The 16,668-nt window shown below is 65.8% G+C and carries 14 protein-coding genes; 8 read left to right on the top strand and 6 right to left on the bottom strand.

Features of this window, described 5'->3' with window-relative positions:
- Positions 1-76: 76 nt before the first annotated feature.
- Positions 77-1,075 (bottom strand): LLM class flavin-dependent oxidoreductase, encoded by a 999-nt coding sequence (locus tag Q0C42_RS14300; protein ID WP_295077159.1) that lies wholly within the window; start codon positions 1,073-1,075, stop codon positions 77-79.
- Between the two features lie 391 nt (positions 1,076-1,466).
- Between Q0C42_RS14300 and Q0C42_RS14295 the strand changes: the two genes are divergently transcribed.
- Positions 1,467-1,808: a hypothetical protein gene (locus Q0C42_RS14295; RefSeq protein ID WP_295077156.1), complete on the top strand. Its 342-nt coding sequence runs from the start codon at positions 1,467-1,469 to the stop codon at positions 1,806-1,808.
- Positions 1,809-2,001: 193 nt separating this feature from the next.
- Here the strand turns inward: Q0C42_RS14295 and Q0C42_RS14290 are convergent, their stop codons facing one another.
- The 3 genes from Q0C42_RS14290 to Q0C42_RS14280 all read right to left on the bottom strand — a co-directional run bounded on the left by Q0C42_RS14290 (position 2,002) and on the right by Q0C42_RS14280 (position 7,656).
- Positions 2,002-2,607, bottom strand: a complete 606-nt coding sequence (locus Q0C42_RS14290; RefSeq protein WP_295077153.1) for a hypothetical protein — start codon at positions 2,605-2,607, stop codon at positions 2,002-2,004.
- 15 nt (positions 2,608-2,622) lie between these two features.
- Positions 2,623-6,300: a vitamin B12-dependent ribonucleotide reductase gene (locus Q0C42_RS14285; protein ID WP_295077150.1), complete on the bottom strand. Its 3,678-nt coding sequence runs from the start codon at positions 6,298-6,300 to the stop codon at positions 2,623-2,625.
- Between the two features lie 465 nt (positions 6,301-6,765).
- Complete coding sequence (locus Q0C42_RS14280) at positions 6,766-7,656, bottom strand: DMT family transporter (RefSeq protein WP_295077148.1); 891 nt, start codon at positions 7,654-7,656, stop codon at positions 6,766-6,768.
- Positions 7,657-7,745: 89 nt separating this feature from the next.
- Here Q0C42_RS14280 and Q0C42_RS14275 point away from each other — a divergent pair, with 89 nt between their 5' ends.
- From Q0C42_RS14275 to eno, 3 genes are read left to right on the top strand one after another with little or no spacing between them, the layout of a single operon-like run.
- Positions 7,746-8,600 carry a DUF533 domain-containing protein gene (locus tag Q0C42_RS14275; protein ID WP_295077145.1) on the top strand — a complete coding sequence of 285 codons (855 nt, stop codon included), beginning with the start codon at positions 7,746-7,748 and terminating at the stop codon, positions 8,598-8,600.
- 54 nt (positions 8,601-8,654) lie between these two features.
- Positions 8,655-9,557, top strand: a complete 903-nt coding sequence (locus tag Q0C42_RS14270) for a DMT family transporter (protein WP_295077143.1) — start codon at positions 8,655-8,657, stop codon at positions 9,555-9,557.
- Between the two features lie 51 nt (positions 9,558-9,608).
- Positions 9,609-10,886 (top strand): phosphopyruvate hydratase, encoded by a 1,278-nt coding sequence (eno, locus tag Q0C42_RS14265; protein ID WP_295077141.1) that lies wholly within the window; start codon positions 9,609-9,611, stop codon positions 10,884-10,886.
- 80 nt (positions 10,887-10,966) lie between these two features.
- Here the strand turns inward: eno and Q0C42_RS14260 are convergent, their stop codons facing one another.
- Positions 10,967-12,025 carry an FAD-binding oxidoreductase gene (locus Q0C42_RS14260; protein WP_295077138.1) on the bottom strand — a complete coding sequence of 353 codons (1,059 nt, stop codon included), beginning with the start codon at positions 12,023-12,025 and terminating at the stop codon, positions 10,967-10,969.
- Positions 12,026-12,088: 63 nt separating this feature from the next.
- Here Q0C42_RS14260 and Q0C42_RS14255 point away from each other — a divergent pair, with 63 nt between their 5' ends.
- The 4 genes from Q0C42_RS14255 (at position 12,089) to rarD (ending at position 15,425) form a co-directional block, all read left to right on the top strand.
- The gene (locus Q0C42_RS14255; RefSeq protein ID WP_295077135.1) at positions 12,089-12,619 is read left to right on the top strand and encodes a pseudouridine synthase; all 531 of its coding nucleotides are present in this window, start codon (positions 12,089-12,091) and stop codon (positions 12,617-12,619) included.
- Entirely contained in the window at positions 12,616-13,032 is a 417-nt protein-coding gene (locus Q0C42_RS14250; RefSeq protein ID WP_295077133.1) for a cupin domain-containing protein, read from the top strand. The genes Q0C42_RS14255 and Q0C42_RS14250 overlap by 4 nt, the downstream gene beginning before the upstream one ends.
- Positions 13,033-13,193: 161 nt before the next feature.
- A complete protein-coding gene (locus tag Q0C42_RS14245; RefSeq protein ID WP_295077131.1) occupies positions 13,194-14,078 on the top strand; it encodes a fatty acid desaturase in 885 nt (294 codons plus the stop codon).
- 423 nt (positions 14,079-14,501) lie between these two features.
- Positions 14,502-15,425 (top strand): EamA family transporter RarD, encoded by a 924-nt coding sequence (rarD, locus tag Q0C42_RS14240; protein ID WP_295077129.1) that lies wholly within the window; start codon positions 14,502-14,504, stop codon positions 15,423-15,425.
- Here the strand turns inward: rarD and Q0C42_RS14235 are convergent.
- A complete protein-coding gene (locus Q0C42_RS14235) occupies positions 15,422-16,525 on the bottom strand; it encodes an anhydro-N-acetylmuramic acid kinase (protein WP_295077126.1) in 1,104 nt (367 codons plus the stop codon). The two genes, rarD and Q0C42_RS14235, sit on opposite strands and share 4 nt — an antisense overlap.
- Positions 16,526-16,668: the final 143 nt, after the last annotated feature.

Genomic DNA, 16,668 nt, shown 5'->3' with positions numbered 1-16,668 from the left:
AGGGGTTAGCTGTGGGCGTTAGGGTGGTGTTAACACTTAACATTACGGGCAGTTTCCGCGGCGGTGCAGGCTTACGTCAGGCCGCCGCGGCGGGCGTCACCAGGTCTGCCAAGACGTCGGCCGCAATCTCCAGAGAGCGGACGCGCGCTGCGTGGTCGTGCATCATGCCGGTGATCATGATCTCGTCCGGGCGGTAGCGGGCCATCAGGGCGGCAAGCTCATGGCGCACGGTGGCGGGCGAGCCGACGGCGGAACAGGAGAGCGCATACTTGGCCTGGGCCAGGATCGGGGCGGGGATGCCGTCCAGATCATGCGTCGGGCGCGGCAGCTTGCCCGGCTGTCCGGTCCTGAGCCGCGCGAAGGCGAGGAGTTGCGAGGAGCGGAGGTAGGTCGCCTCCGCGTCGGTGGCGGCCGCACAGACGCCGACCGCGATCATCACATGCGGCTTTGCCAGCCGGTCCGAGGGGCGGAAGCTGCGGCGGTAGACTTCCAGCGCCTCGTCCAGATGCGTGGGCGCGAAATGCGAGGCGAAGGCGTAAGGCAGGCCCAACCAGGCCGCGAGCTGCGCGCCGAAGAGGCTGGAGCCGAGAATCCAGACGGGCACATGGGTTCCGGTGCCGGGGATCGCCTGCACGGGGCCGGCGGCGTCGCCGAAATAGCCGATCAGCTCTTGCACGTCCTGCGGGAAGGTATCCTCGGGTTCCATGTGGCGGCGGAGAGCGCGGGCCGTGACCATGTCGGTGCCGGGCGCGCGGCCGAGGCCGAGGTCGATGCGGTTCGGATAAAGGGTCGCGAGTGTGCCAAACTGCTCGGCCACGGTAAGGGGGGAGTGGTTCGGCAGCATGATGCCGCCCGCGCCAATCCGCATCGTGCGGGTCTGGCCCGCGACATGTCCGATCAGGACGGCGGTCGCGGCGCTGGCGATGCCGGGCATGTTGTGATGTTCGGCCAGCCAGTAGCGGTGAAAGCCCGCCCGTTCCGCCGCGCGGGCCAGATCGACGGTCGCCGCAAAGGCGTCGGCCGCGGTCTGGCCTTCGGGAATCGAGGCCAGGTCGAGGTAGGAATAGTGCTGCATCGCGGATCTCCGTTCGGTGCAGAGGTAATCATTGGGGGCGGCGGGGGGAAGGGGCATCGTGGGGACCGCCGCCCGAACGCAGCGCAGGGTGCGCTACATCGCGCCTTCGGCTCCCCGACCTTCCCAGCGCGGGTCAAGGAGCAGTCCGTTCCCTGGTGTTGTCCGACGCCTCAGGCCAGCGGATACCAGTGGATAGTGTGGCAGGTGCGAGAGCGAGCCAAGCCTACCGAAAGTTGTGGTCGTGCTAACGAATGCGCGCGTGGATCAACCTTTGCGTTACTACGAACGTGTCTCCATCTGGCTATAACTATTTGCGCGGGCAAGTCATCCTCCCGTGAAAGGAAAAAAAATGTCTATGAACCCGCTCGCTCTTTGCAGCGTTGCAATTCTTATGGCCGGTGCCGCGGAGGCCCGCAATCTGGGCACCTCGCTGTTGGACAAAGCCGAAGCCGGCTGGGTGGCACCTGGTGCCGGAAACCAAGGCAAGAACGGAAAGCTGAACGGTAATGCGGGCGGCACCAAGCCGGTCGTGATCGAGGAGCCTGTTCCGGAAGAGCCCGTACTGCCGGACGAGCCCGCACCGCCGGAAGAGCCCGCACCGGAAGAACCCGCACCGGAAGAACCCGCGCCGGAAGAACCCGCGCCGGAAGAGCCCGCGCCGGAAGAGCCCGCGCCGGAAGAGCCCGCGCCGACAGAGCCCGCACCGGAAGAGTCCGCGCCGAGCGACGTCTGAGCCGTCAATCACGGCGTGTGACCACTACATAAAAGTGGCTTAGGCAGGCAGGCGCTGCCCGATTTGTCGACGGACAAATCGGGCAGCAGACATAGCGCTCATTTGTTTTGGCATCCGGATGTTTCACACCCCCGGATCCCCGTGGGATACTTGGGGATTTAAAGCACTCGGAGCCTTCTTCCGCTCCCAGTGCCTAGAGCACCGCCCTCGGGTAAGACGGACGCGGCCGATTAAGTTCGCGCATGAAGACTTCCGTGCGAACCATTGCCTGCACTTTCTTGACCTGAGCGACATCAGAGAACGCTCGCCGCGCCAGTTCATTTGAACTTAGGCTCACATCCAAGAGCGCCACTCCACTCTGGAAGACGACAGCGGCGAAGTTTGCCTCAAGTTCAAAGTAGTCTTGCGGGATGACAGAGTTTCCCTTTTCGCCGGCCACCATCATGAAATGGCGCACCGCCGTCCGAGAGTTGTGCCGAAGCTGCAAATGCCCAGCTTCGTGCGCGAGCACGAAATTGGACAGCTTGTCCCCTTGTTGCGCGCGTGACCACAGCCCTGACTCGACGATCAAGCGCACAATGTGGTCGAACTCGGTGACTGCCGCTTTGGGTCTGAGCGCTTGATCGGGAAGCTGATGGAAGGACTTAATCTTCCACTCGTTGCCACCGTCGCACAGATATTCCCAGACGTCGCTCATTTTGAAGAACTCGTCGTCGGCGCAGTAGTTGCGCCGACAAGAAACCATTTCCTCGAAGATCGTGACCGCTCGTTTAGTGGTTAGGGTCAGGTCCTGCTTCATGTCCGACCTCCCTCATCAGCTGCACCCGGTCGTCCCGCCGCAAGAGTTGCACTTCAGGCAGGAGCCGTTGCGGACCATCGTGTAGTTGCCGCATTCGGAGCAGCTGTCCCCGGTGTAGCCTTGCAGCTTGGCCTTGGACCGCGCGTCGGTGGAGGTGACGGCGCTCATGGCGTAGGTGCTGGTCGTTTCCGAGAAGCCGGTCACGCGGGCGTCGGGCATCAGCATCGACAGGGCATCGGTGCCGGTGGCGAGAGCTGTGGCCCCTACCCCACCTTGCAGGACGGTGAACTCCTGCGGCAGGCGTTTGCGCATGTAGCCGGTCGAGGCGACCTGACGCAGGACCTCCAGCGATTTGGAAGCGGCGGTCTCGGTCACTTCCGAGATGTTGCGCTTGCCCTCTTCCTCACCGCGGCCGAGGTCGTCGAAGGCAGCCCCTTTCGGGGCGACATGGGCGAGGTCGGTGCGGTCGAGGTAGCTGACGGCCAGTTCGCGGAAGATGTAGTCGAGGATCGAGGTCGCGTTCTTGATCGTCTCGTTCCCCTGGACCATGCCCGCCGGTTCGAAGCGGGTGAAGGTGAAGGCTTCGACGAATTCCTCCAGCGGCACGCCGTATTGCAGGCCGACCGAGATCGCGATGGCGAAGTTGTTCATCATCGCGCGGAAGCCGGCACCTTCCTTGTGCATGTCGATGAAGATCTCGCCCAGCTGGCCATCGGCGTATTCGCCGGTGCGGAGATAGACCTTGTGGCCGCCGACGATGGCCTTCTGGGTATAGCCCTTGCGCCGCTCGGGCAGCTTTTCGCGATTGCTGCGGACGATTTCCTTGATGATGACCTTTTCGATGATCTTCTCGGCGATCACCGTGGCCTTTTCCATCGTGGAGCCGTTGGTCAGGATCTCTTCGGCTTCCTCGTCATCCTCGATCAGCGCCGAAGCGAGGGGTTGCGAAAGCTTGGAGCCGTCACGGTAGAGCGCGTTGGCCTTGATGCCGAGCGAGTGGGAAAGTTCATAGGCCGCCAGCGTTTCCGCGATGGTGGCGTTGTTCGGCATGTTGATCGTCTTCGAGATCGCGCCCGAGATGAAGGACTGCGCGGCGGCCATCATGGTGATGTGGCTGTTGACCGATAGGAACCGCTTGCCGGTCTTGCCGCAGGGGTTGGCGCAGTCGAAGACCGAGTAGTGTTCGGGCTTCAGGTGGGGTGCGTTCTCCAGGGTCATCGTGCCGCAGACGTGGTCGTTGGCGGCGTCGATCTGGGCCTTGGTGAAGCCGAGGTGGCGCAAAAGGTCGAAGGTCGGGTCGTTCAGCTTGTCCTCGGGGATGCCGAGGGTGCCTTTGCAGAAGTCGACGCCCAGGGTCCACTGGTTGAAGACGAACTTGATGTCGAAGGCCGAGGGGAGAGCCGCCTCGATCTTCTCGATCTCGCGCGGGCCAAAGCCGTGGCCGATGAGCGAGGTGTGGTTGATCGCCGGGGCCTGGCCCAAGGAGCCGTGGCCGACGGCATGGGCGACGATCTCGGCGGCCTGGGCGGTGGAGTAGCCGAGGGTTTCAAGGGCTGCGGGGACCGACTGGTTGATGATCTTGAAGTAGCCGCCGCCGGCCAGTTTCTTGAACTTGACGAGGGCGAAGTCGGGCTCGATCCCGGTGGTGTCGCAGTCCATCACCAGACCGATGGTGCCGGTGGGGGCGATCACGGTGGTCTGGGCGTTGCGGTAGCCGTGGGCTTCGCCAAGGCGCAGGGCCTCGTCCCAGGCGGATTTCGCAAGGGCGACAAGGCTTTGGTCGGGGACGTTCGCGTGGTCAAGGGCGACGGCCGGAACGTTCAGGCCTTCGTAGGCGGTGCCGTGGGCGGCCGCGCGATGGTTGCGGATGACTCGAAGCATGTGGTGCTTGTTGCGCTGGTAGCCGGAGAAGGGCCCCAGTTCCTTGGCCATCTCGGCGGAGGTGGCATAGGAGACGCCGGTCATGATCGCGGTCAGGGCGCCGCAGAGGGCGCGGCCTTCGTCCGAGTCGTAGCCAAGGCCCATGTTCATCAAAAGCCCGCCGATGTTGGCGTAGCCGAGGCCGAGGGTGCGGAAGTCGTAGCTAAGCTGGGCGATTTCCTTCGAGGGGAACTGCGCCATCATCACCGAGATTTCCAGGGTCACGGTCCAGAGGCGCGAGGCGTGGACGTAGGCCTCGGCGTCGAACTTGCCGTTATGCTGGAAAGTCAGAAGGTTCATCGACGCCAGGTTGCAGGCGGTGTCGTCGAGGAACATGTACTCCGAGCAGGGATTGGAACCACGGATCGCACCGTCTTCGGGGCAGGTGTGCCAGGCGTTGACGGTGTCGTGGAACTGGATGCCGGGGTCGGCGCAGGCCCAGGCGGCGTGGCCGATCTGGTCCCAGAGGTCGCGGGCCGAGACGGTCTTGGCGACCTTGCCGTCGGTACGGCGGATCAGCTCCCAGGGCTGGTCATTCTTGACGGCCTTGAGGAAGGCGTCGGTGACGCGGACCGAGTTGTTGGAGTTCTGGCCGGAGACGGAGATGTAGGCCTCGGAATCCCAGTCGGTGTCATAGGTCGGGAATTCGATCGAGGTGAAGCCCTGACGCGCGTATTGCAGGATGCGGTTGGTGTAGGTGTCGGGGATCATCGCCTTCTTGGCGGCCTTGATCGCGGCTTTGAGGGCCGGGTTGGCGACCGGGTCGGTGGCACCGTCCATCGAGCCGTCGAAGGATTTGATCGCGGCGAAGATGTCGTTCAGGCGGGCGGAGTGGACCTTGGAACCGGCCACCAGGCTGGCGACCTTCTGTTCCTCGATAACCTTCCAGTTGATGAAGTCTTCGACATCGGGGTGGTCCATGTCGATGATGACCATCTTGGCCGCACGGCGGGTGGTGCCGCCCGACTTGATGGCGCCCGCAGCGCGGTCACCAATCTTGAGGAAGCCCATCAGGCCGGAGGACTTGCCGCCGCCCGACAGTTTCTCGCCTTCGCCCCGGAGCGAGGAGAAGTTGGTGCCGGTGCCGGAGCCGTATTTGAAGAGGCGGGCTTCGCGGACCCAGAGGTCCATGATGCCGCCGTCGCCAACGAGGTCATCCTTGACCGACTGGATGAAGCAGGCGTGGGGCTGCGGGTGTTCGTAGGCGCTGGTGGACTTGGTCAGGACGCCGGTCTTGTGGTCGACGTAGAAGTGGCCCTGCGACGGGCCGTCGATGCCGTAGGCCCAATGCAGGCCGGTGTTGAACCACTGCGGCGAGTTCGGCGCGGCCATCTGGCGGGCCAGCATGAAGCGCATCTCGTCGTAATAGGCGGAGGCGTCGGCTTCGGTGGTGAAGTAGCCGCCCTTCCAGCCCCAATAGGCCCAGGCGCCGGCGAGACGGTCGAAGACCTGCTTGGCCGAAGTCTCACCCACTATACGTTGATCGGCAGGAAGCTGGGCCAGCGCCTCTTCGTCGGGGACGGAGCGCCACAGGAACTCGGGCACGCCCTTTTCCTTGACCTTCTTCAGCACGGCCGGAACGCCTGCCTTGCGGAAATACTTCTGGGCGAGCACGTCGGAGGCGACCTGACTCCAGCCCTCGGGAACTTCAACCGCGTCGTTGCGGAAGACGACGGTGCCGTCCGGATTGCGGATTTCGGAAACGGTGATGGCAAAGCTCATGGCCCCGTAGGCGCCGGTGGCTTCGGTGGTGAACTTCCGCTCGATCTTCATGCCCCTGATCTCCTTTTTTGCGGCTGAAAAACAGCCGTTGGTTTTGTCAAATCGCAAGGGACCCGCCTGCGCGCCGAACCGACAAGCAACACGTCACACGTCCTGACGGTGAGCGCCGTCAAGAGGGTCGCATCCCGATTTGGATGCACTTTGTGTGGGTCGTCTTGCCTGTTTGCGGAGGCACTAGATTTAGTGGTGTCCCCTGCCGCTTTGTCAAAGTGTCGTAATACGCACCCCCGATCAACGGGAAAATTTCGCTTCACGACAGATTTTCAACTTGACGTTTTTTCCGCCACAGAGCGCGGCGGCAGGCCCCGTCACGCGGGGGTTGTGGACAGCTTTGGGGACAGTCTTCGCGCAGTTTGTGAAGAGTGCCGGATTTCCTAGGCGATTGGCCTGCTTGGGTGGCGCACTTGAGCTACCCACAGGACCGCGCGACGACCGGGGTCCGGCGATTCCCGGCCGCTATGGCTTGGGTGCCGCCACCGGCCGGTTCATCAGCACGATCCCGACGGCGACGAGAGCGGCGGCGAATAGAATCGGCAGTCCAAGCGTTTCCTGGAAAAGCAGCGCCCCAAGGAGAAGCGCGAGGATCGGGGTCAGGAAGGAAAACGACGCCACCGTCGAGGACGGGTAGACCGACAGAAGCCAGAGCCAGGCGATGAAACCGCCCGCCACGACGACCGAGGACTGGAAGACCAGACCTACTATATGTAGCGGTTGCAGATCGCGTAGCAGCGGACCGAAGAGGGGTGCCGCCAGCAGAAGGATCGGGGCCGAGACGAGGACCATCCAGAAGAGCTGCATCTCGGGGCCTTCCGCCCGCATGACCGGACGTCGCGCGACATAGGCGGTCAGCGCCCAGCCCCAGGCGGCGCCAAGCGCGCAGAGATCACCGACGAGGCTGGCCTCGCCCGTATCGGGCCGCGACAGGATCGCCACGGCGCAACCCGAGAAGGCAAGCGCCAGACCTGCGGCGCGGGGGCCGGTGATCCGCTCGCCCAGGCCGAAATGCGCGAGGATCGCGAACCAGACGGGCATCGAATACATGATGATCGCGGAGCGGCCCACGGAGGTCAGGTCGATGGCAAGGAACAGGAACAGGAACTCGGCTGCGAAAAGCGCGCCGATCAGCAGGCCCGACCCCCAGGCCTCGCGCCGCAGTCTGGGCGGGCGGCCCTTCCAGACGAGCCAGGCCCAGACGAAGCCGATGGCAAGAAGCGAGCGGAGGCCGGCGAAGAACACGGGCTGAAGGCCGACATTCACCAGCTTGATGATGATCTGATTGACCGCAAGCAGGCCCTGCACCCCCAGGAGCATGGCAACCCCTGCCCCGTCCAGCTTTGTCTTGCGCATCATTCCCCCCAGCCCGTCCTGCCTTTTGCATTGACCGGCGCGCGGCGGCAAGGAAGGCTGTCCATCAGGTTTGGACAGTGAGGGGCGTGATGAGTATCGGCAAGACATTGTTGAAGGTGGCAATCGGGATGCTGGTTGCGAAAGGCGTCTCAAGCGTGACGAAGGGGTTTGCCGGTGGGTCCACCGGCACGACCAGCGCGGGGCGCGGCACGCGGATCGACACGCGGTCGAAGGGCGGGCTTGGGGACATGATGGGCGACATCCTGGGCAGCGGGCGGTCCTCGGGCCGGGCGACCCGGACGACGGGCCAATCGGGCGGGCAGTCGGATGCAGGGTCGGGGGGCGGTCTTGGTGACCTGCTGGACCAGCTTTCGGGACAGAAGCGGTCCTCGCCACGGACGACGGCACCGAAGGGCGGACTGGATGACCTTTTCGGCCAGTTGACCGGACGTGGCTGGGCGTCGCCGCGGGAGGCATCGGTCGGGCGCAATTCCGGTGGCGGGGTCGGGGACCTTCTGGATCAGGTGCTGGCGGACAAGCCAGGCGGGCGGAACGGCGGCCCCTTGACCCTGCCAGAGCCGGACCGGGAGGAGGAGTTGTCCGCGGCGCTGATGCTGCGGGCGGTGATCCAGGCGGTGAAGTGCGACGGCGATCTGGATGATGCGGAACGCGAGCGGCTGACGCAGGCGATGGGCGACGCGACGCCGCGCGAGGTGCAGGCGGTAAAGACGGAATTGCAGCGCCCGGTGGATGTGGAGGGCCTGGCGCGGGCGGTCCCGGCGGGGTTGGAGCCGCAGGTCTACATGGCCTCGCTGATGGCGATCGACCTCGACCAGCGGGCCGAGGCGGATTATCTGCACCAGCTGGCCAGCGCGCTGGACCTGTCGCCGGATGACGTCAACGCGATGCACGACAAGGCGGGGGCGCCACGGCTTTATCGCTGAGGTTTCCTTCGGTCCGGCGGCGGTGTAGGCACGCATCCGAAGTGGAGAACGCCCATGCCACCCCGCGCGACCGACGCCGCCGACAATTCCCGCGCGGCCCTGCTGATGGTGGGATCGATGGCGTTCTTCGCCGTCGAGGACCTGTTCCTGAAACGCTCGGCCGAGGCTTTGCCACCGGGTCAGGTGCTGGCACTGACCGGGGCGGCCGGGGCCTGCGTCTTCTGGGCGCTGGCGGCGGGGCAGCGGCAATCCGTGGTGTCGAGGGACGCGCTGCGCGGGATGGCGCTGGTCCGGACCCTGGCAGAGGCCGGGGCGGCCATGCTGTACATCGTGGCGCTGGCGCTGGCACCCCTGACCATGACGTCGGCACTCCTGCAGGCCTCGCCGCTGGTGGTGGTGGCGGGGGCGGCGCTGTTTCTGGGCGAAAAGGTCGGCTGGCGGCGGTGGGCCTCGATCCTGGTCGGGTTTCTCGGCGTGCTGGTGATCCTGAAGCCCTGGGATGCGGACTTTGATCCGACGGGGCTTCTGACCGTGGCTTGCGTGGTTCTCCTGGCTGCGCGCGACCTCGCGACCCGGGTGATGCCGGCGCGGATCGGGACGTTCCAGGTGGCGACCTGGGCCTATCTGGGACTGGTGCCGGCAGGCACGGCCTTGATGGCGGGGATGGGGCAAAGCTTTGTGGTGCCGACGCCCGGTCAGTGGGCGGGGCTGGGCGGTGCCTTGGTGGCCGGGCTCTTTGGATATTACGCGGTGGTCGCGGCGATGCGGCTGGGAGAAGTCTCGGTCGTCGCACCTTTCCGCTACACGCGACTGGTCTTTGCGATGGTGATCGCGATGATCTTTCTGGGCGAGCGCCCCGAAGCCTCGACGCTTCTGGGAGCGGCGCTGGTGGTGGGCTCGGGGCTTTACGCCTTCGGTCGGGAGCGTGCGAGGAAACGCGCTTCCCCTATGGCCTGAGCCGGGGTAAAGGGGCCGGGAGAGCATCCAATTCGGCCTTGAGGGATCCCCATGAGCACGATCATCGACATTCACGCCCGCGAAATCCTGGACAGCCGGGGCAACCCGACGGTCGAGGTGGACGTCACGCTGGAAGACGGCAGCATGGGCCGGGCGGCGGTGCCGTCGGGCGCTTCGACCGGCGCGCATGAGGCGAACGAGCGGCGCGATGGCGATGCCAAGCGCTACAAGGGCAAGGGCGTGCTGGAGGCCGTGGCGGCCGTTAACGGCGAGCTGGCTGAAGAGCTGGTGGGTTTTGACGCGACCGAACAGGTCGGCATCGACCGCACGATGATCGAGATGGACGGCACGCCGAACAAGTCGCGGCTTGGCGCGAACGCGATCCTGGGCGTGTCTCTGGCGGTGGCGAAGGCCGCGGCGGAGTTCACGGCGCAGCCCCTGTACCGCTATGTGGGCGGCACTTCGGCCCGCATCCTGCCGGTCCCGATGATGAACATCATCAACGGCGGCGAACATGCCGACAACCCGATCGACATCCAGGAATTCATGATCATGCCGGTGGGCGCGTCCGACATCCGCGAGGCGGTGCGGATGGGCTCGGAAGTGTTCCACACGCTGAAGAAAGAGCTTCAGAACGCGGGCCACAACACCGGCATCGGCGACGAGGGCGGGTTCGCACCCAACTTGAACTCTGCCCGCGACGCGCTTGATTTCATTCTGAAATCCATCGAGAAGGCCGGGTATCGCCCGGGCGAGGATATCTACCTTGCGCTGGACTGCGCCGCGACGGAGTACTTCAAGGGCGGCAAGTACGAGATGAAGGGCGAAGGCAAGTCGCTGTCCATCGAGGAGAATATCGAGTTCCTGGCAGGCCTCGCTGCGGATTACCCGATCATCAGCATCGAAGACGGCTGTTCCGAGGATGACTGGGCGGGCTGGAAGCTGCTGACCGACAAGCTGGGGTCGAAGATCCAGCTGGTCGGCGATGACCTTTTCGTCACCAACCCGCGCCGTCTGGGCGAGGGGATCAAGGCCGGTTGCGCGAACTCCATGCTCGTCAAGGTCAACCAGATCGGCACCCTGACCGAGACGCTGCAGGCCGTCGATATGGCCCACCGTGCGGGGTATACCAACGTGATGAGCCACCGGTCGGGCGAGACCGAGGACGCCACGATTGCCGATCTGGCGGTCGCGACGAACTGCGGGCAGATCAAGACCGGCTCCTTGTCGCGCTCGGACCGGCTGGCGAAGTACAACCAGCTGATCCGGATCGAGGAACTTCTGGGCGAGACTGCAGAATATGCCGGGCGGTCCGTGCTGAAGGCCTGACGTCGGAGCCGGAGTTTTCGAAAACTCCGGACCGATTTATTTGAAGAAATCGACGGGCGTCCCGACCGGGGCGCCCGTTCCTATTGAAAGCGTGCAGGTCGAAACTCGGCCAGAAGCGGGCTTTCCGGTCCACCCGTGATCTCGGCGGCCAGAAGCTCGGCCACCACAGGTGCAAGGGTCGCGCCGGAATGCATGACCGCCAGCCAGAGGCCCGCAACCGGCCCCTGACCCACGACAGGCAGGCCGTCACCCGGCACCGGACGCATCGCCATGGCCTGATGCGCAAAGTGGATTTCCTGCCCGGGAAAGAGGGCGCGAAGCCGTTGTATAGTGGCATTTATCACCACCGGAAACGCCCCCAGGCTTTCGGCGTGGTCGCCATGATGCCCGGCAGAGGCCGGGACGTGCAGGTGGCCCTTTTCGTCCTGGCGCACCTCCTGATCGGGGGTGGCTAGGACCACGGGACAGATCGGTGGCAGGGTATTCGTCGTCAGCATCAGGCCGGGGCGCTTCAGCATCGGCAGGGAATACCCGAAAGGCTGAAGCAGCGCAGGGGTGCCGGTCCCGGTGGCAAGGATCACCCGGTCCGCCGAAAGGGGGCCAATGTCGGTCAGCACGCCGGTCGCCCTGCCCGCGTCCAAGGTCAGGGCTTGCACGGTGGCGCGAACCACCTGCGCGCCAGAGGCTGCGATCAACGCGCGGGCAAGGGTGGCGGGGTCGGCGACACCCTCCTCGGCGAAGAAGAGCGCGGTTTCCGGCACGGGGCCGAGGGCGGGGAGCTTCGCGGCAATCTGGGCGCGCGTCAGGGTTTCGACGCTGTAGCCGAGTTCGCGCAGGTCCGCCGCCGTTTCCGCCTGCGCCTCGCCGGTCGCTTCATACCACAGGCAGCCGGGCCAGGTGGTCGGCAGGCCCGGAAGCTGGTCCATGAGGCGACGGTGGGCGGCAAGGCCCTCATGCCGCAGGTGGAAGTGGGGATGCGACAGGAAGAAGGACGCATTGAGCCAGCCGAAGCTTGCCGCCGACGCGAGGCCACCTTCGGCGTGAGTCGAGACGATGGTCACGGCCTCTCCCCGGCGGGACAGCTGGAAGGCGAGCGCCGCGCCGGTGATGCCGGCGCCGATGATCAGGGTCCGGGTCATGGCCCAAGGCTGGCATGGGGCGTGCGTCTTGGCAACGGGCTGTGCGGCGGCTAGGTCTGGGGAATGCTGATCCTGTTGAACAAGCCCTACGACGTGCTCTGTCAGTTCTCGCGAGAGGGGGAGCGGGCGGTGCTGGCGGATTTCGTGCCGGTGCCGGGGGTTTACCCTGCCGGGCGGCTGGACCGGGATTCGGAGGGGCTGGTGGTGCTGACCGACGACGGCAAGCTGCAGGCGCGGATTGCGGACCCACGGTTCAAGCTGGAGAAGACCTATCTCGCGCAGGTCGAGGGGGTGGTGACCGAGGATGCGCTGGCGCGGTTGCGGGCCGGGGTGGTGCTGAACGACGGCCCTACCTTGCGCGCCGGGGCGCAGGCGGTGGCGGAACCGGAGTGGCTTTGGCCTCGCTTCCCGCCGATCCGGGTGCGGAAATCGGTGCCGGACGGGTGGATCGAGGTCACGCTGCGCGAGGGGCGGAACCGGCAGGTGCGGCGGATGTGCGCGGCGGTGGGGTTGCCCTGTCTGCGGCTGATCCGCTGGCGGGTGGGGGACTGGACCTTGGACGGGTTGGCCTCGGGCGAATGGAGGCAGGCATGAGCGCGGCAGAGGTCATTCGCAGGCTGGAGTTGCAGCCACACCCCGAGGGCGGGTGGTACCGGCAGACCTGGGCCGGGCCCTTGGTCGAGGGCCGGGCGAGCGGGACGGCGATCCTGTTCCTGCTTCAGGCAGGCGAGCGGAGCCACTGGCACCGGGTGGACGCCGACGAGATCTGGCTGTGGCACGCGGGGGCTCCGCTGGTGCTGTCGCTGGGCTTGGAGGCTACGCGGGATCTGCGGCTGGGGCCGGATGTGCTGGGCGCCGAGGTGGTGCAGGCGGTGGTTCCCGCAGGCTGGTGGCAGGCGGCCCGGTCGACGGGCGACTGGACGCTGGTCTCGTGCACCGTCTCGCCGGGATTTCGGTTCGAGGGGTTCGAACTTGCGCCGCCGGGTTGGGATCTGCCTGCAGGCTGAAGGGTGGGAGCAAGGTTCCGGAGGGGTCGCCTGTTCCGATGACGGCCGGCGGCGGGATTGCGCAGGGGGGGCTCAGGTTGAGGTGCTGATGGCCGCGAACGTGACGCACCTCAGGCCGGGGCGGTCTTGCCGACCTGCCCGACCGGGTGCATGGTCCGGGCATGGATCACCGGAGTTTTCTGTCCAGCATCGACCCTGCCACGCGCGACCGGTTGACCGAGCGGTCCGACCGGGCGGGGCTTTGGCATCTGGCGGGGCATCTGGCGGCGATCGGGGCTGTGGGCGCGCTGATCGTTGCAGCGGTCCCGGGCTGGTGGCTTCTGTTGCCCGTGCAGGGTTTGCTGATCATCTTCCTCTTCACGCTGGAGCATGAGGCGACGCATCGGACTCCGTTCCGGACGGTCTGGCTGAACGATTGGGTCGGGCGGCTGTGCGGGGGGCTTTTGGTCCTGCCCTTCGAGTGGTTCCGCGCCTTTCACATGGCGCATCACCGCTGGACCAACCTGCCGGGCAAGGACCCGGAACTGGCGGGGCCGAAGCCCGCGACGTTGCGGGCTTGGGTCTGGCAGGTGTCCGGCCTGCCCTACTGGATCGCCGAGGCGCGGCTGATGGGGGCTTTGGTGCGGGGACGGGTGACGGACGGGTTCGTGGCCGAGGGCGCGAAGGGCCGGGTGGTAGCCGAGGCTCGGGCGATGGCGGTGATCTACCTTGCGGCGGCGGCAAGCCTGGTCTGGACGGATGTACTCCTGTGGGTCTGGATCGTTCCGGTGCTGCTGGGTCAGCCGTTCCTGCGGCTGTATCTGCTGGCCGAGCATGGTGACTGTCCGGAGGTCGTCAACATGTTCGAGAACACCCGCACGACTTTTTCGACGCGGATGGTTCGCTGGTTGGCCTGGAACATGCCCTACCATGTCGAACATCACGTCTGGCCGACGGTGCCGTTTCACCGGCTTCCCGAGGTGCATGGGTTGATGAAGGACGAACTGAAAGTGACGGCCAACGGCTACGCGGGGTTCACGCGGGAGTATCTGGCGCGGCGGCGGTGAGGCGGATTGGCCTGTTGGTCGCCATGGGTGGCGCGGCCGGCGTCCTTTTGGCAATCTGGTCACGCCCGGTCGGTGCAGAGTGGGCGCCCGTTGTCGGCGCGGACATGGTTGCGCAGGTGAACGGGCCTTCTACGGTTGCCGAAGTGGTACTGCCGAGTGGGCGAAAAGGGCGGCTTGAAGTCGATTTCGCGAGCGAGACCGCTGGTACTGGAGATGTTCTTTGCGTCGAGGTGTCAGAGAGTCTGTTTGGCGGACCACGGCATCGACTGGCTCCTGACTGTCGCTGCAGCGATTCTCAGCGCCCATGAGCGGGGTGCTCGCCCCGCGGGGGAGGTGGAGACCGAACGCGTTCCGAAAGGTCCGCATTGTGCGGGGCACAAGATCAGGGTGGCCGCTGGCGGGGGCTTTGGATAGGGGTGGGGCATGAGTGAGACCCCTGCCCTGCCCCGCCCCGGCGCCACGACCGGCGACAGTCTGTCCGGCTTTCTCTATGCGCTGACCGCCTATCTGCTGTGGGGCTTCCTGCCTTTGTACATGAAGGCCCTGGCGCATATCCCTCCGATCGAGGTGATTGCGCATCGGGTGGTCTGGTCCTTGCCCATCGCACTGGCGGTGCTGGTCTGGATGGGGCGAACCGGGGACCTGAAGGCCGCGCTGTCATCGCCCCGCATGCTGGGGATGGGCGCGATGACCGCCGCGCTGATCAGCGTGAACTGGGGGATCTATGTCTGGGCCATCGGCTCGGGCCATGCGCTGGATGCCGCACTGGGCTATTACATCAACCCGTTGTTTTCCATCTTCCTGGGCGCGATCCTGTTGGGCGAGCGGATGGGGCGGACCCAGATGGCGGCGATTGCGCTGGCGGTGGTGGCGGTGGGTATCCTGACCTGGGAGGCCGGGCGGCTGCCAGTCGTGGCATTGGGGCTGACGCTGACCTGGGGATTCTACGCCTATCTGAAGCGGCGGCTGCCGATCGGGCCGAACCAGGGCTTCACGCTGGAGGTGCTGATCCTGCTGATCCCGGCGGTGGCCTATATCGGCTGGTTGCAGGCGCAGGGGACCGGGCATTTCCTGGAAGGTGTGACCTGGGACAACGCGCTGCTGCTGGGCTGCGGGATCGTGACCGCGGTGCCCCTGATGATCTACGCCAACGGCGCGAAGCGGCTGACCCTGTCGACCATCGCGATCATGCAGTACATCGCTCCGACGCTGATCTTCCTGACCGCGGTCTTCATCTTCGGCGAGCCGTTCAGCGGCGTGAAGCTGATCGCCTTCAGCCTGATCTGGACCGCTCTGGTGATCTATTCGCTGCCGCTTCTGGCCGGGCGGCTTCGCGCAAAAGGCTAAAGGCTTGTTGGCCGGCTGATCTGGCCGCCCCCGACAAGGGCCGGAGCGCCCGTGGTGTCGGGACCAGAGGTCGCCATCTTCCGCAGCACACGCACCGCAAGAAAGGCGAAGGCCTGGGCTTCCAGCATGTCGCCGTCCAGACCCACGGCCTCGACCGGGTCGATCTGGACGGGGATGCGGCGGCGGAGTTCGGCCATGAGCGTCGGGTTGTTGCGCCCGCCGCCGGTCACCAGGATGCGGGTCACCGGGGCCGGGAAATGGATTTGCGCGGCAGCGACCGCGGCGGCGGCCACGGCGGTGAGGGTGGCGGCGGCATCTTCGTCGGACAGCATTTCGGTCCGGTCGAGAAGGCCTGCAAAATGGTTGCGGTCCAGCGACTTCGGCGGCAGCGCATCGAACCACGAGTCCTTCAGCACCGAGGCGACGAAGGCCTCATCGACCTCGCCGCTGGCGGCGAGCGCCCCGCCTGCGTCATGGCTTTCGCCCAGCCGTTCGCGCATCAGGTCATTGATGGGCGCATTGGCCGGGCCGGTGTCGAAGGCGAGAAGCGCGCCGGCGCTTTCCGGTCCTGGGGCGGTGGGGTCGATCCAGGTCAGGTTGCCGACGCCGCCGAGGTTGAGGAAGGCCAAGGGCTCGGTCGCGCCGATGTGGCGGGCGAGCGCGTAGTGGTAGAAGGGTGCCAGCGGCGCGCCGTGTCCGCCGATGGTCACGTCGGACGACCGGAAATCCCAGACGGTGGGCAGGCCCAGAAGCTGCGCCAGAAGCGCGCCGTTGCCGCATTGGTGGGTGCCGCGCCCCTTGGGGTCATGGGCGAGGGTCTGGCCGTGGAAGCCCAGAACCTCGGCCCCGGAGAACCGGGCGAGGACTTCGGCATGGGCGGTTTCCACCAGCTCTGCCGCGGGTTCGACATCAGGGTCGCCGGGCCATTGGCCAAGGGCACGGCGGAGCGTTTCCTGTTCTTCGGCGGTGTAGGGCCGATAGGCGGCGGGACCGAAGGCGAAGACCGCATGGCCGTCGGTCTTGATCATGGCGGCATCGACGCCGTCCAGCGAAGTGCCGGACATGGTGCCGAGCGCCCACAAAGCCCCGTCCTTCCGCATCTTCCCTTGGAACCTTCACGCAGATATACCGCGCGCATCCTAGACCGAGGCGGCCATGAACTACCATCCAAAATCTGACTTCATGCGCGTGATGTTCGAGCGCGGCTTTGTTGCCGATTGCACGGATTATCAGGCGCTTGACG

The organism is Tabrizicola sp. (assembly GCF_022842145.1).
Lineage (GTDB): Bacteria > Pseudomonadota > Alphaproteobacteria > Rhodobacterales > Rhodobacteraceae > Tabrizicola.
This window is presented reverse-complemented; position numbering and strand designations above follow the sequence as displayed.

Coding starts and splice junctions, on each gene's coding strand:
- Q0C42_RS14300 (WP_295077159.1), bottom strand. CDS start 1,075: ATGCAGCACTATTCCTACCTCGACCTGGCCTCGATTCCCGAAGGCCAG.
- Q0C42_RS14295 (WP_295077156.1), top strand. CDS start 1,467: ATGGCCGGTGCCGCGGAGGCCCGCAATCTGGGCACCTCGCTGTTGGAC.
- Q0C42_RS14290 (WP_295077153.1), bottom strand. CDS start 2,607: ATGAAGCAGGACCTGACCCTAACCACTAAACGAGCGGTCACGATCTTC.
- Q0C42_RS14285 (WP_295077150.1), bottom strand. CDS start 6,300: ATGAAGATCGAGCGGAAGTTCACCACCGAAGCCACCGGCGCCTACGGG.
- Q0C42_RS14280 (WP_295077148.1), bottom strand. CDS start 7,656: ATGCGCAAGACAAAGCTGGACGGGGCAGGGGTTGCCATGCTCCTGGGG.
- Q0C42_RS14275 (WP_295077145.1), top strand. CDS start 7,746: ATGAGTATCGGCAAGACATTGTTGAAGGTGGCAATCGGGATGCTGGTT.
- Q0C42_RS14270 (WP_295077143.1), top strand. CDS start 8,655: ATGCCACCCCGCGCGACCGACGCCGCCGACAATTCCCGCGCGGCCCTG.
- eno (WP_295077141.1), top strand. CDS start 9,609: ATGAGCACGATCATCGACATTCACGCCCGCGAAATCCTGGACAGCCGG.
- Q0C42_RS14260 (WP_295077138.1), bottom strand. CDS start 12,025: ATGACCCGGACCCTGATCATCGGCGCCGGCATCACCGGCGCGGCGCTC.
- Q0C42_RS14255 (WP_295077135.1), top strand. CDS start 12,089: ATGCTGATCCTGTTGAACAAGCCCTACGACGTGCTCTGTCAGTTCTCG.
- Q0C42_RS14250 (WP_295077133.1), top strand. CDS start 12,616: ATGAGCGCGGCAGAGGTCATTCGCAGGCTGGAGTTGCAGCCACACCCC.
- Q0C42_RS14245 (WP_295077131.1), top strand. CDS start 13,194: ATGGATCACCGGAGTTTTCTGTCCAGCATCGACCCTGCCACGCGCGAC.
- rarD (WP_295077129.1), top strand. CDS start 14,502: ATGAGTGAGACCCCTGCCCTGCCCCGCCCCGGCGCCACGACCGGCGAC.
- Q0C42_RS14235 (WP_295077126.1), bottom strand. CDS start 16,525: ATGCGGAAGGACGGGGCTTTGTGGGCGCTCGGCACCATGTCCGGCACT.